The 13178-nt window shown below is 42.8% G+C and carries 13 protein-coding genes; 1 reads left to right on the top strand and 12 read right to left on the bottom strand.

What is annotated here, in order from left to right; translation table 11 throughout:
* Positions 1-3: 3 nt before the first annotated feature.
* Positions 4-873, bottom strand: coding sequence for a DegV family protein (locus CD03_RS0127645; protein WP_027296397.1), 870 nt, complete (start codon positions 871-873; stop codon positions 4-6).
* 156 nt (positions 874-1029) lie between these two features.
* On the opposite strand from CD03_RS0127645, the gene CD03_RS0127640 reads away from it, so the two are divergent.
* Positions 1030-1497, top strand: coding sequence for a hypothetical protein (locus tag CD03_RS0127640; protein WP_027296396.1), 468 nt, complete (start codon positions 1030-1032; stop codon positions 1495-1497).
* Positions 1498-1612: 115 nt separating this feature from the next.
* On the opposite strand, the gene CD03_RS35070 is transcribed toward CD03_RS0127640, so the two are convergent.
* The 11 genes from CD03_RS35070 to CD03_RS0127585 form a co-directional block, all read right to left on the bottom strand.
* Positions 1613-2335, bottom strand: a complete 723-nt coding sequence (locus tag CD03_RS35070; RefSeq protein ID WP_052378012.1) for an Ig-like domain-containing protein — start codon at positions 2333-2335, stop codon at positions 1613-1615.
* Between the two features lie 252 nt (positions 2336-2587).
* Entirely contained in the window at positions 2588-3064 is a 477-nt protein-coding gene (gene tnpA, locus CD03_RS0127630; protein WP_027296395.1) for an IS200/IS605 family transposase, read from the bottom strand.
* Between the two features lie 233 nt (positions 3065-3297).
* Entirely contained in the window at positions 3298-4479 is a 1182-nt protein-coding gene (locus tag CD03_RS0127625) for an iron-containing alcohol dehydrogenase (RefSeq protein ID WP_027296394.1), read from the bottom strand.
* A gap of 930 nt (positions 4480-5409) precedes the next feature.
* A complete protein-coding gene (locus CD03_RS39070; protein WP_255348120.1) occupies positions 5410-5541 on the bottom strand; it encodes a hypothetical protein in 132 nt (43 codons plus the stop codon).
* A 33-nt stretch (positions 5542-5574) separates the two neighbouring features.
* Entirely contained in the window at positions 5575-7494 is a 1920-nt protein-coding gene (locus tag CD03_RS0127615; protein WP_027296393.1) for an NAD(+) synthase, read from the bottom strand.
* A 55-nt stretch (positions 7495-7549) separates the two neighbouring features.
* On the bottom strand, positions 7550-8428 hold the full coding sequence (gene hslO / locus CD03_RS0127610; RefSeq protein ID WP_027296392.1) for an Hsp33 family molecular chaperone HslO: 879 nt from the start codon (positions 8426-8428) through the stop codon (positions 7550-7552).
* A 125-nt stretch (positions 8429-8553) separates the two neighbouring features.
* Positions 8554-9312, bottom strand: coding sequence for a class I SAM-dependent DNA methyltransferase (locus CD03_RS0127605; RefSeq protein WP_027296391.1), 759 nt, complete (start codon positions 9310-9312; stop codon positions 8554-8556).
* A 196-nt stretch (positions 9313-9508) separates the two neighbouring features.
* On the bottom strand, positions 9509-10009 hold the full coding sequence (locus CD03_RS0127600) for a COG2426 family protein (RefSeq protein WP_027296390.1): 501 nt from the start codon (positions 10007-10009) through the stop codon (positions 9509-9511).
* Between the two features lie 3 nt (positions 10010-10012).
* On the bottom strand, positions 10013-11074 hold the full coding sequence (hisC, locus tag CD03_RS0127595; protein WP_027296389.1) for a histidinol-phosphate transaminase: 1062 nt from the start codon (positions 11072-11074) through the stop codon (positions 10013-10015).
* A complete protein-coding gene (locus tag CD03_RS0127590; RefSeq protein ID WP_027296388.1) occupies positions 11071-12267 on the bottom strand; it encodes a pyridoxal phosphate-dependent aminotransferase in 1197 nt (398 codons plus the stop codon). The genes hisC and CD03_RS0127590 overlap by 4 nt, the downstream gene beginning before the upstream one ends.
* Position 12268: 1 nt before the next feature.
* Positions 12269-13168, bottom strand: coding sequence for a DUF2156 domain-containing protein (locus CD03_RS0127585; protein ID WP_027296387.1), 900 nt, complete (start codon positions 13166-13168; stop codon positions 12269-12271).
* Positions 13169-13178 lie beyond the last annotated feature (10 nt).

Genomic DNA, 13178 nt, shown 5'->3' with positions numbered 1-13178 from the left:
CGCTTATCTCACATCTCCCATATAAAACAGTGCCAGTGTACCCGGACCGGAATGGGCTCCAATAGTAGGACCTACCGGATTAATCAAAAATGCTTTGATACCAAATTTTTCTTCTATCAGAGATTTTACGTACTCAGCATCTTCGATGCAGTCACCATGGCTGATAAATACGATGTCGTTTTTATCACGGTAGCTGCCGATTTGTTTTTCCATATTTTCTACCAGCGCTGCAAGGGATTTCTTTCGTCCTCTCACTTTGGCAACCGGTATCAGATGTCCTTCGTTATCTACGTGCAGCACCGGCTTCAGATGTATCATAGTTCCAAGAACTGCGGCTGCCTTTGAAACTCTGCCCCCTCTGTACAGGTGGAATAAATCATCTACCGTAAAATTGTGAACCACGTTTAACTTATGATCCTCCAGCCACTTCACCAGTTCTTCATACTCCATGCCCTGTTCCTTTAACTGGAGCGCCTTATGTACCAGAAGCCCCTCTCCTAATGAAGCACAGAGGGAATCAATGACCGCAATTTTCCTGTCCGGCATTTCCTCACGTAATTCTTCTGCTGCAATCCTGGCACTGTTATAGCTGCCGCTCAGACCGCTGGAGAAGGCGATATGAATAATATCTTTGCCATCATCCAGAAATTCCCGGAGTTCTTCTTTTGCTTCTTCCGGATTGACCTGGGAAGTAGTCGGCATGGAACCTGCCCGCATCTTTTTATAGAATTCCTTATAGGGCAGTTCGTGTTTCCTGTTATAAGTTTCGCCATCTATCATATAAGTCAAAGAAAGCATGCCTAAGCCATGCTCCTGGATATATGCCTCAGGTAAATCCGTGGTATTATCCGTCGTAATAATGTAATCTCTCATCTGCTTTCCTCCCACTAAAACTTTTTTTCATCATAACACTAATTGGGGTTTTATGCAAGAGCGTAAGAAAACACATAATTTATTCCAAAATTTATTGCATAAAGTGTCCCACAAGTTAATAGAATGTAGAAAAGTAATCATCGAGGGGGACTATGGATGGGTTCAAAGACAAAGATAGTAGTATTTAAAATGCGGGAACTGATTTACACAGGAATTTTTGTAACGCTGGGGATAATCCTGATCATACTATTCATTTTTATGTTCACACCCAGAGACAAGGAAAAAGCCAAAGATGACCAACCAACACAAACGACTGCTGCTATGAAATATGTCGCCGGAGTCTATACCACTCCAATCACCCTGAATGACAATGCCATTGACGTCGAAGTCGTGGTAGACCAGGATCATATCAACTCTATCCGTTTGGTGAATTTAAGCGACACAGTAACGACGATGTATCCCCTTGTGCAGCCGGCACTTGAGGAAATCGCATCTCAGATATATGATACGCAGTCTACCGATGGCATTACATATTCTCAGGACAGTAAATATACTTCCCAGATATTGCTGGATGCCATTGACAGTGCTCTGGAAACAGCGCAGGTAAAAACGGAGGAAGAGTAATTTGGAGAAAACCGGGTATCTCTCTAAAAGCAGGTCTGCTTTTACTTTGAGATACCCGGTTTTCTTTTGTTATCTGACGCTGTTATTTATTATGATTATGTATTATAGAACTTCATTATTTTGTTACCGTTACAGTGCACTTTAATAATTTCCCGTCTACCCTCACTGTGATTTTGGAACTACCGGCTGAATTTCCTGTCACAACACCCTTGTCGGTAACCGTAGCAATCTTTCTCTTGGATGTATTCCATTTCTTTTTGGAATTGCTGCCTTTTACGATTATTCGCTTTGACTCTCCAACTTTTAAGTTCAATTTGGTTGGTGTCATCCTGGGATCAACAATTTTTATTCTGCATTTATCATTTGACCCATTTGCTTTTGCAGTTATGGTAACCCATCCTGCCCTGCGGGCCACTACTTTACCATTTCTATAAACCTTAGCCACCTTTGAGTTGGAGGTTATCCATTTAACAGTGGAACCGCCTGCTTTGGAAGTTTTAAACAGGAATGTGGTACCAACCGCCATTTTCGTTGTTTTTCTCTTTATCTTGATTTCTGGCTTCGGCTTAGGTGTTGGTGTTGGAGACGGATCCGGAGTGGATGGTACAACAGGTGCAGGATCAGCACTTCCTCCGCCCTGATACGGGCATACTCCGTTGGGATGCAGATGTGCGGGATTACCTCCGCAGTGGTAATGGTAATACCCCAATCCGCTTACATTGTTGTTGTCACGATGACCGCCATTGCCATCGGTTCTGCCGGAATGGGCAAATGCTGCATTTGAAAAACAAAGCGCCAGACATAACGCTAAACATAGAATACGTCTGATTTTCTTCATAACTGCTCTTCCTCCCTTGTACTTTATCGTATCATTTGTGATGGCATTATGATAACATATTTTTACCTGAATTACCAGAGCATTTTCCAAACCCTATTAGAAACGAAAATTCTATTTTTTCAAATCAGTACCACCGGCTTAGCCGGTGGTTTGTTTTCCGCCCTATAAGGGCTCGTTTCCGGTACTGGAGTCTAAAGACTCATCGAAAGGTTCGCCAGCCGCAACGTCAGTTACCTGCTAAGCCCCTTGGGCTTATTTCTTTTTGCTTTTGTTTACTGGCTCACCCGTAAACGGGTCAATATACTCCTTCAAAGACATTTGATCATATTCCAAATCTTCCTTTAGTTGATTCCGAATATACTCTTCTATTTTTTTTGCATTTTTTCCTACTGTATCTACATAGTATCCTCTGCACCAAAAGTGTCTATTTCCATACTTATATTTGAGATTAGCATGTCTCTCATATATCATTAAGGTACTTTTTCCCTTTAAATACCCTACAAAATCTGACACACTTATCTTTGGCGGTATTTCTACTAACATATGAACATGATCTGGACAGATTTCTGCCTCCACAATATGCACTTTTTTGCGCTTGCATAACATACTTAAGATATTTGCAATATCCTTTTTCAACTCGCCATATATAATTTTTCTTCTATATTTCGGTGCAAAAACTATATGGTACTTACAATTCCACTTTGTGTGTGCTAAACTATTATTGTCCATTTGGACTACCTCCTTTGATTTATAAAACGGTTGGCGAACCTATTTTTATTATATCATTGGAGGTTTTTTACACAACGCTAAAGCTATTCCAACCACCCGCAGAGCAGGTGGTTTATTTGTTCTCCAAAGTTCCGTTTTTCGGATCAACGAAAAACTCCTCAATGGAGAACAGGGCCATGCCCTAACAAAAAAAAGCCAGGAGGCATATTTCCTCCCGGCTCAAAAACTAATTCTTAAAATTCTACTGCTTTTCCATCATAGATACATCTGAACAATTGTTCCATCTGCTTAGGATCAATTGCTCTTGGATTGGAACCTGTACAAGCATCCCCTACTGCCAGTTCTGCAATTGCTGCAATCTTTTCATTGAATTCATCTTCTTTGATTCCAAACTCTTTTAACGTCTTCGGAATGCTGAATTCAACATTTAATGCATCGATCTTTGCACACAGTGCTTTCATTAATTCTTCGTCTGTATCACCTTTCAGATTGATTGATCTTGCGATCTCTGCATATCTCTTCAGTGCTGCTGCATCTTTTGCGTTATACTGAATGACATATGGAAGATACATTGCATTTGCAAGACCATGTGTAATATGACCTGTGCTGAATGCAGCACCTGTCTTGTGCGCCATGGAATGTACGATTCCAAGGAGTGCATTAGAGAATGCCATACCAGCCAGACATTGTCCGTAGTGCATCTGCTCTCTTGCAGCCATATCTCCTTTGTAAGACTCTGGAAGATAGTCATTTACCATTGCAATTGCTTTTAATGCAAGAGGATCTGTAAACGGTCCGTTTAATGTGGAAACATATGCTTCAATTGCATGAGTCAATGCATCCATACCGGTATATGCTGTTAAATGTGCAGGCATTGTTTCTGCTAATTCAGGATCAACAATTGCTACGTCCGGTGTGATGTTGAAATCAGCCAGCGGATATTTAATTCCTTTTGCATAATCAGTAATAACGGAGAATGCGGTAACTTCGGTAGCCGTTCCGGATGTGGAAGGAATTGCCAGGAATTTAGCTTTCTGTCTTAATGTTGGGAATGAAAATGGCTGGATAATTGCTTCAAATGTAGTTTCAGGATATTCATAGAATACCCACATAGCTTTTGCTGCATCAATTGGAGAACCACCGCCCATTGCAATAATCCAGTCCGGCTCAAATTCTCTCATTGCTGCTGCACCCTTCATAACTGTTTCTACCGAAGGATCAGGCTCAACATTTTCAAATAATTTTACTTCTATTCCTGCTTCTTTTAAGTAAGAAGTCACTTTGTCAACAAATCCGAATTTCTTCATTGAACCGCCGCCCAGAACCAGGATTGCTTTCTTTCCATCCAGTTGTTTTAAAAATTCAAGGGAACCTTTTCCCCAGTATAAGTCTCTCGGTAATGTAAATCTGTTCATACGATAGTCCTCCATTATATTTTAAAATAGGTTAATATGTACTTGATTCGTTCTTATTATATCATTGTTAAATAATTAACGCAACCCCTATTAGAGGATATAATAAAAATTTTATAATATGATTTGAAAAATGGGGGTTAGTTGAGAAGGGGACGCTTTGTAAATGGAGATGGTGTACGGAAAGAGAAGGGGGCGGACCATGCCAGGCGTTTGGAAGGCTTACCGCAGAACTGGTATTTTCTAACCTTCCCGAAGCGCTTTTTGGCGGCACGCGGGCATTCGCTCCGAAATCCTGATGCATTTCGCAGCTCACTGCCCGCTTAGTATCCGATGGGAGCCAGTCGAATACTATCCGCCAAAAAACACTCCGGAAAGGTAAGTAAATGCACAGATCTGCTATACGCCTTCCAAACGCCTGTCATGGTCCGCCCCCTTCTCTTTCCGGGATGCAGTTTATTGATACAAAGCTGGTTTTCTCAGCATGGTGGACCCCCGGGGTTGTGGCATGCTGGACGTTATTGGCATAGAATATATAAATTGCATAAAGCAGCTGATCTTCTCACTGCAGCTTGTTTCTTCATTCTACTACATATATTTTTGGTTACAGCACTACAGCCAGTTAGGTCTATGAACAAGGAAGTAAGTATACTTTCATCATATTTCACACATTTCACACTGAACTGTCGAAATACACTCTGCTGCATCCAAAAACGAACAGCCCGTCGCACCCCCAGGGTCTCAACCATGCTGAGAAAACCAGCTTTGTGGCGACAACCTGGATCTCGGAAAGATGGGAGTGGGAAACTTGTATGGGCGGAGGAAGCGTAGAGCAGAGCTGAGTATTTACTTACCTTTCCGAAGTGTTTTTTGGCGGATAGTATTCGACTGGCTCCCATCGGATACTAAGCGGGCACTGAACCGAGAAATGCATCAGGATTTCTCGGTGAATGCCCGCGTGCCGCCAAAAAGCACTTTGGAAAGGTTAGAAAATACCAGTTCTGCGGCCAGCTGACGGAGTCCATACAAGTTTCCCACTCCCATCTTGACCTGCACCACCTCCATCTACAAAGCGTCCCCTTCCCAGCTAAACCCAAATCAATCAGCTGAAATATGATCCAGATTTTCCAGCCATATTCTTGCACTGGCATCGCTTGGCATTCTCAGATCGCCTCTTGGAGATACTGCCACAGATCCCACTTTCGGTCCATCGGGAAGACAGGATCTCTTGAATTGCTGCGAGAAGAATCTTCGGTAGAACGTTTTCATCCACTTTAAAATGGTTTCATCATCGTAACTGCCGGCAAATGCCTTTTTCGCAATCCTGAATATTTTTGCAGGCTCATATCCGAACCGCAGTATATAATACAGGAAGAAATCATGCAGCTCATAAGGTCCTACCAGATCTTCTGTCTTCTGGGAAATTTCTCCATCCTTTGGCGGCAATAACTCCGGGCTTACCGGTGTATCCAGGACATCCAGCAGTGTACGGCTTAATACTTCATCTCCGCAGGTGTCTGCATAGTAGCGCACCAGATGCCTAACCAGCGTCTTGGGAACGGAAGCATTAACCCCATACATGGACATATGATCCCCATTGTAGGTTGCCCATCCAAGTGCCAGTTCTGACATATCCCCTGTGCCGATCACAAGGCCTCCGCACTGATTTGCAATATCCATCAGTACCTGGGTCCGCTCTCTCGCCTGGCTGTTTTCGTAGGTTACATCATGGGATTCTTTGTCGTGTCCGATATCCGCAAAATGCTGGTTTACCGCTTCCTTAATATCTACTTCCCGGAGTGTAGCCCCCAGTTTCCGGGTGAGATCACATGCATTGGTATAAGTCCTGTCTGTTGTTCCAAAGCATGGCATGGTTACCGATATAATCTGGCTTCGTTCCATCCCCAGCATGTCAAACGCTTTAACCGTTACTAAAAGTGCCAGTGTGGAATCCAGACCACCGGAAATACCTACTACCGCAGATTTACAATTCGTATGTTTCAAACGTTTTTTCAGCCCCATTGCCTGAATGCACAGGATTTCTTCACAGCGTCTGTCTCGGTCAGCCTTGTCACTTGGTACGAAGGGACAGGGAGCAAAATTCCGGGTAAGCACTACTTCAACCGGCTGAAGGGAGAATGCGATCTTCTCATACTCATTCATTTTCTCTGCCATAAATGTAGTGTTTTTCCGGCGTTCACTACGTAGCCTTCGGATATCTATTTCTCCATATATTGTTTCATTTTGGAAACGCTTTGACTGGCTTAAGAGGGAGCCATTTTCTGCAATCAGGTTATGTCCTCCGAATACCAGATCCGTAGTAGACTCCCCTTCCCCTGCACTGGCATACACATATCCGCAGATAAGTCTTGCAGACTGTCCTCCAATTAAAGACTGGCGGTACTGGTCTTTCCCTGTTGTCTCATCGCTTGCAGAAAGGTTAACGATAATTGTGGCTCCCGCCAGTGCATGACCGGTACTTGGGGGATTGGGGGACCATAAGTCTTCACAGATTTCCGCTCCAATTCGCAGCCCTTCCATTTCCTTACAGCAAAAGATCTGCTTTGTACCAAAGGGAATAGGCATACCTTCGAACTCTACCCACTCTACTGCTTCGTTCCCCAATGCAAAATGGCGCATTTCATAGAACTCCCCATAGTTTGGCAAATGTCTCTTGGGTACCAGGCCAAGCAGCCTGCCATGGCTGATGACTGCAGCGACATTATAGAGTTTATTGTCTTTTTCCCAGGGAAGTCCTACAAATATGATGGCATCTCTATCTGCCGAATGGAAAATAATCCGATGCAATTCATGCTTCGCTTCATCCAGCAGCGTTTCCTGCCAAAAAAGATCCCCACAGGTATATCCGGTAATACAAAGTTCTGGAAAAACAATAATTTTAGCTCCATTTACACATGCTTCATCAATCAGCCTGCATATTTCCGATGCGTTTATGATACAATCCGCTACTTTTATCTCCGGCGTAGCGGCAGCCACTTTTATAAATCCGTGATGCATCCCTGATCCCGCCCTTCTTCTTTCTCTGATTTACTGTTCCATACATCGCTTCTGACTATTTGCTTTTTTTGAGGATCTGTTTTAATTCCTCCACAGAAAATTCATAGTTTGTATTGCAGAAATGACAATTTACTTCAATTGGCTTTTCATCATCAATCATTTCCTGAATATCTTTTTTTCCAATGCTGATAATCGCTTTTTCCACTCTGTGTTTTGTACAGTTACAGCAGAAGCTGGTCGGTACCTTGTCCGTGATCTGTACGCCGAAATCTCCCAGCAGTTTATCCAGGATCATCTCAGGCGTATCTCCTGCATCCAGCATTGAAGTAACGCTCGTCACCTCTGAGAGCTTTTTTTCCAATGCATCAATGACTGCATCATCTGTAAACGGCATTAACTGGATGATGAATCCTCCTGCCTGTTTTACCGTATTGTCATGTTCCATTAAAACTCCTAATCCAACCGATGACGGCACCTGTTCGGATGTGGCGAAATAATAAGTCAGGTCTTCTGCAATTTCACTGGTCTGCAAAACAGTCTGGCCCACATATGGCTCTTTTAATCCCATATCCTTGATTACCTGAAGTAATCCTACTCCTACAGCGCCCGCCACGTCTAATTTACCTTTTGCGTTAGGCGGAAGCATCACATCCGGTTTACCAACATAGCCTTTTACATTTGCTTTGCTGTCTGCCGTTACCGTAATTCCGTTTATCGGACCTCCCGCCTTTATCTGAAGGGTCAGGATATCCTTTTCCCCTTTCATCATGGTTCCCATCATCGCCCCTGCAGTTAACAGTCTGCCCAGTGCCGCAGTAGCTACCGGACTCGTGTTGTGGACACTCCTTGCCTTCTCAACTAAGTCCCTTGTAGTTGCTGCAAATGCCCTGATCTGATTATCCGCTGCAGTAGCTCTTACAATATAATCTGCCATTTCCATACTCCTTATTCCTGCTGTTATCACAGCAATTTATAAATTCATGTTGTCGGGTATATCATCCTTGCTGTTCCTATTTGATTGCCTTTTATTTTAGTTAGCTGTTGATTTTGGCTAGGTTTTTATTTTCGCTTGCCCTTTTCCCTGGCAATCACATAAATACGCTCACTGTCGTCACGGGGCTGTTCCCGTGTAAATGCATCATAAGCGCATATGTACTCCATTCCCGCATCAGCCAGTAACTGCTTCACGGTTTCCAGCTCATAAGCCTTCTGGTAATGGGTTTCTTCGTACTTTTCATAGAGCCCGGATTCTTGCCTTATGAATAGTGTTAAGTCATATTCATTCATCCGGTCTTCTTCATAATAGCTGTTTTCCCAGATAAAACTTCCTTCTTCCCTGTTTTCGGCAATCGTAGTATCCCCCATCAGACAGCTGTATTTATATATGGTATTTAAATCAAATATAAAAATCCCACCCGGATCCAGATAGTTATTTACCAACTGAAACACCCTGGTTAGTTCCTCTTCCGATAAAATGTAATTCATGGAATCACAGATGCTGACCACTGCCTTTACCGTTCCATAGAGTTCAAAATCTCTCATATCCTGCAATAGATAAAGAATATCCAGCCCGGATTTTGATTTTTTATCCATGGCTATTTCCAGCATTTCTGAGGAATTATCTACACCAATCATATCATAGCCTTTTTCTGCCAGTTCCTCTGTCAGGCTTCCTGTTCCACAGCCCAGATCCAGTACCAGGCCATCTTCTATCCGGTACTCCTTAAGAAGTGAGACCAGATAGCCGCTCCACTGCTCATAGGGCACATTGTCCATAAACAGGTCATAGACCGACGCAAAACTTGTATATGCATCCATTTCTTTCACCCCTTATTCTCTTTCCTTACCCAAAGTATAAAAATAACCGGGCAATCTGCATTGGTTGCCCCTACACATTTTACCCGATTATCGGTTAACTTTCACAGCATTGATCATGCCATAAATAGATATGCACATACAGTCCATAAATCAAAACACACACTTTGGTATAGTTTTTTAACTTTTGAATGATAAGCTAGCTTACAATTTTTCCAAGTACACCAAATGATAATATAGTCATAATAACACTTGCCAGGGCAATGCCCAGTATAATTGCCGGAAATGCTTTTTTAAATTTAATGCCCAGTAAAGAAGCTATTAATGCTCCTGTCCATGCGCCGGTTCCCGGTAAGGGAATTCCAACGAAAAGAACCAGACCCCAAAACTCGTATTTTTCTATTTTATCTTTCTTCCCAAGCGCTTTTCCTTCAAGCTTGTCCACCAGTGGCTTAAACAGCTTCGTCTGCTTCATCCAGTTAAAAATCGGTGTAATGAGAAGTAAAATAAATGGAATTGGAATGATATTACCTGCTACGCACAGCCAGATCGATCTCCACATATCCAGCTTTAACAGTGATGCTGCCAATAATCCGCCCCTCAGTTCCAGAATGGGAATCATGGAAATAATAAAAACAATTGCTTCTCTGGATACTACACCGGACAGATTGGTGGTAAACCATTGTACTAAAGATTCCATATATTAGTTCTCCTTCATGTATTCTTTGAAAAATCCAATAAGAGCATCCATCTCCTCATCGGTACCGATCGTAATACGCAGGTAATTGTCGATACGCGGACGATTGAAATATCTTACGTAGATATGTTTCAGTTTCAATGCCTGGAACAAATCTCTCGCCCAGTACTTTTCATGGGTTACAAACAGGAAGTTCGCCTGGGAGTCTGCAAAATGGAATCCCAGTTCTTCCATCTCCACTTTCACCCGTTCCCTGGTGGCAATAATCTTCCCAGTGACTTCCCGGAAATATACCTCATTCTTTAACACTTCGGCTCCGATTTCCAGTGACGGACGGTTCATGGTATAAGAATTAAAGGAATATTTTACATCATTTAAATATTTAATCAGTGTTTTATTTCCCATGGCATAGCCTATGCGGATTCCAGCCATGGAACGGGATTTGGAATAGGTCTGTACTACCAGAAGATTCTCATATTTGTCAATGAGAGAAAGTGCCGAAACACCTCCAAAATCTATATAGGCTTCATCAATGATCACAATTACATCTGCGTTCCTGCGGATAATATCTTCTATGTCTGCAAGATCCTGTAAAATACCGGTTGGGGCATTCGGATTTGGAATTACAATTCCGCCGTTTGGCTGCTCATAATCCTTTTTCTCAATCTCAAAATGTGCATTCAAAGGCTGGCATTTATACGGAATGCGAAGCAGGTCCGCCCAGACATCGTAAAAGGAATATGTAATATCGGGAAATAAAATCGGCTGCCTGGAATTAAAGAAGGTCATAAATGCCATTGCCAGTACATCGTCTGATCCTACTCCCACAAATACCTGGTCTTTATCTAAATGATAATAATCAGCAAGTGCGGAAACTAATACATCCGCAGAGGGATCCGGATACAGACGCAGTTCCTCCGGGTTTAATTCCTCCATCATCCTGGCTGCTTCCGGTGCAGGCGGATAAGGATTTTCATTGGTATTCAGTTTAATCATATCCGGCTGGTTTGGCTGTTCCCCCGGCGTATAAGGTATTACTTTTCTGATGTTCATCTCCCAAGCTTTCATACGTTCCTCCCGAAAAATTCCTGTGCAAGTTTTTCAAAATAAGGCAAAGCATTGACTATGGTATCCAATGATACGCAGTATGCGATCCGCACATATCCCGGACACGCAAAACTGCTTCCCGGCACAATCAGTATGTGGTATTTCTTAGCGGCTTCTACAAAAACCTTTTCATCTTCTACCGGTGATTTTACAAACAGATAAAAAGCACCTTCCGGCTTAATGCAGGAAAAGCCGAATTTTTTCAAGCCATCATAAAGTGTCCTGCGGTTTTTGTCATAAAACTGCACATCAATTTTTGCATCAATACATTTTCCGATTACCCGCTGAAACAGCGAAGGTGCATTGACATATCCCAAAATACGGTTTGCTACATTAGCTGCAGCGATTACCTGTTCACTGTCTGAGACCTGATCCGGAATAACCAGATATCCAATACGTTCACCCGGAAGAGACAGGGATTTACTAAAAGAATAGCCCACAATGGTATTCTCGTAATATTTGGTGACAAATGGTACGGCAACACCGTCGTATGCCAGTTCCCTGTATGGTTCGTCTGTCACCAGATAGATTACAGTCTGCAGTTCTTCCTGCTTTCTTCTTAGTATATCTGCAAGCTTAATCAGGGTATCTTCAGAATATACCACTCCGGTTGGATTATTCGGGGAATTGACAATCACTGCTTTCGTTCTTCCCGTAATCATCTCTTCAAACTTCTCCAGATTCGGCTGAAATGTATCGGTATCTGGTTCTACCGCTTTTAATATTCCATCATAATTGGAAACGTATGCACGGTACTCTCCAAAATATGGTGCAAAGGTAAGTACTTCATCTCCCGGATTCAGAATTGTCCGGAAAATGACATTCATGCCGCCGGCAGCGCCTACGGTCATGATGATATTTTCTTCATGAAAGGCGGTATCGAAACGGCGGTTTAAGGAATTTGCCACCGCTGTCCTGACGTCTTCAAAGCCTGCATTGCTCATATACCCGTGAACCATAACAGGATCTTCTCCTGTTATGATCTCTTCGATTGCCTGCCTGACTTCCACGGGTGCGGCAACATTGGGGTTCCCAAGGCTGAAATCGTATACATTTTCTGCTCCATAAACTGCTGCCATCTTTCCGCCTTCTTCAAACATTGCGCGGATAACGGAACTGTTTTCTACATAAGACTTCATCTTTTCTGCTATCATGTTATGCCTTCTTTCTTCTCACCAATCCCTTTTCAACCAGAAATACGGGATGATAGGATAACTTCGCCCGACGCAGACCTTCTTCGCCAACATCGTCTTCCCTGTTTACATATTTAAACTCCATAGCCTCATGCTGTACAAACTGCTGGTTGATCATGGGATAAGCACCTTCAATATCCGCATAAGCTTTTTCGATATGAACCACAATGGTATCGTCGCAGATTGGTTCAGCAAGGCAAAATGCCACCACTTCTCCATGTACCCTCAGAAGTCCGCCTCTCAATTCCAGTTCTTCGAATAGCCGCAGGGAATTCAGCGTTACACAGATTTCCGCATGTTTCTCCGGATCGGCTTCACAGCCGTTTAAATTTCTCCACTTAATTGCCATCTGGAAACAGTCCTCCAGATTATCCTTTGTAATGCTTTCATAAACCCAGTCCGGATAGAGACGCTTGAATTTATTTACATGGTTTTTCTTTCCATGATATTTCTTGCCGGAGAGATTTGCCAGCTTCTCGGATTCATATACATAATCCGCTTCGTCCCGGTTGTATTCTATTTCAAATTCGCCCGGGTATAGCGATTCTAAAACTTCAAATTGTTCCGGGGTTACCAGATGCATATGGAAATTTCTTCCCAAATCCGCACTGTGCGCCATAATGCTGTCTATCGCTTCTTTTACATTTTCCGGTTCTCCTACCGGAAAACAGTATGTGGGGTCGTGTTCCATGCTCTTAAAGACCAGTGTATCACAGACGATGGCATATTCCACCGGATAATGTCTGGACCATAAGTAAACATTCGCAAAAGTAAGTTCACAGCTTCTTGTCTTTTTCCTTCTGAGATATTTGTTGATCTCATCTCTGTTTTCTAACGTCGGCTGTTTAAATTCTATTTCCATAAAATCCTCT

The organism is Robinsoniella sp. KNHs210, assembly GCF_000686105.1.
Classification (GTDB): Bacteria; Bacillota; Clostridia; order Lachnospirales; family Lachnospiraceae; genus Robinsoniella; species Robinsoniella peoriensis.
Note: the sequence above shows the minus strand (reverse complement) of the source record. Positions and strands in the feature narration are given on the sequence as shown.

Excerpts from the sequence above, each read along its gene's own strand:
- CD03_RS0127645 (WP_027296397.1), bottom strand. The coding sequence starts at position 873 with ATGAGAGATTACATTATTACGACGGATAATACCACGGATTTACCTGAG.
- CD03_RS0127640 (WP_027296396.1), top strand. The coding sequence starts at position 1,030 with ATGGGTTCAAAGACAAAGATAGTAGTATTTAAAATGCGGGAACTGATT.
- CD03_RS35070 (WP_052378012.1), bottom strand. The coding sequence starts at position 2,335 with ATGAAGAAAATCAGACGTATTCTATGTTTAGCGTTATGTCTGGCGCTT.
- tnpA (WP_027296395.1), bottom strand. The coding sequence starts at position 3,064 with ATGGACAATAATAGTTTAGCACACACAAAGTGGAATTGTAAGTACCAT.
- CD03_RS0127625 (WP_027296394.1), bottom strand. The coding sequence starts at position 4,479 with ATGAACAGATTTACATTACCGAGAGACTTATACTGGGGAAAAGGTTCC.
- CD03_RS39070 (WP_255348120.1), bottom strand. The coding sequence starts at position 5,541 with ATGGAGGTGGTGCAGGTCAAGATGGGAGTGGGAAACTTGTATGGACTC.
- CD03_RS0127615 (WP_027296393.1), bottom strand. The coding sequence starts at position 7,494 with ATGCATCACGGATTTATAAAAGTGGCTGCCGCTACGCCGGAGATAAAA.
- hslO (WP_027296392.1), bottom strand. The coding sequence starts at position 8,428 with ATGGCAGATTATATTGTAAGAGCTACTGCAGCGGATAATCAGATCAGG.
- CD03_RS0127605 (WP_027296391.1), bottom strand. The coding sequence starts at position 9,312 with ATGGATGCATATACAAGTTTTGCGTCGGTCTATGACCTGTTTATGGAC.
- CD03_RS0127600 (WP_027296390.1), bottom strand. The coding sequence starts at position 10,009 with ATGGAATCTTTAGTACAATGGTTTACCACCAATCTGTCCGGTGTAGTA.
- hisC (WP_027296389.1), bottom strand. The coding sequence starts at position 11,074 with ATGAAAGCTTGGGAGATGAACATCAGAAAAGTAATACCTTATACGCCG.
- CD03_RS0127590 (WP_027296388.1), bottom strand. The coding sequence starts at position 12,267 with ATGATAGCAGAAAAGATGAAGTCTTATGTAGAAAACAGTTCCGTTATC.
- CD03_RS0127585 (WP_027296387.1), bottom strand. The coding sequence starts at position 13,168 with ATGGAAATAGAATTTAAACAGCCGACGTTAGAAAACAGAGATGAGATC.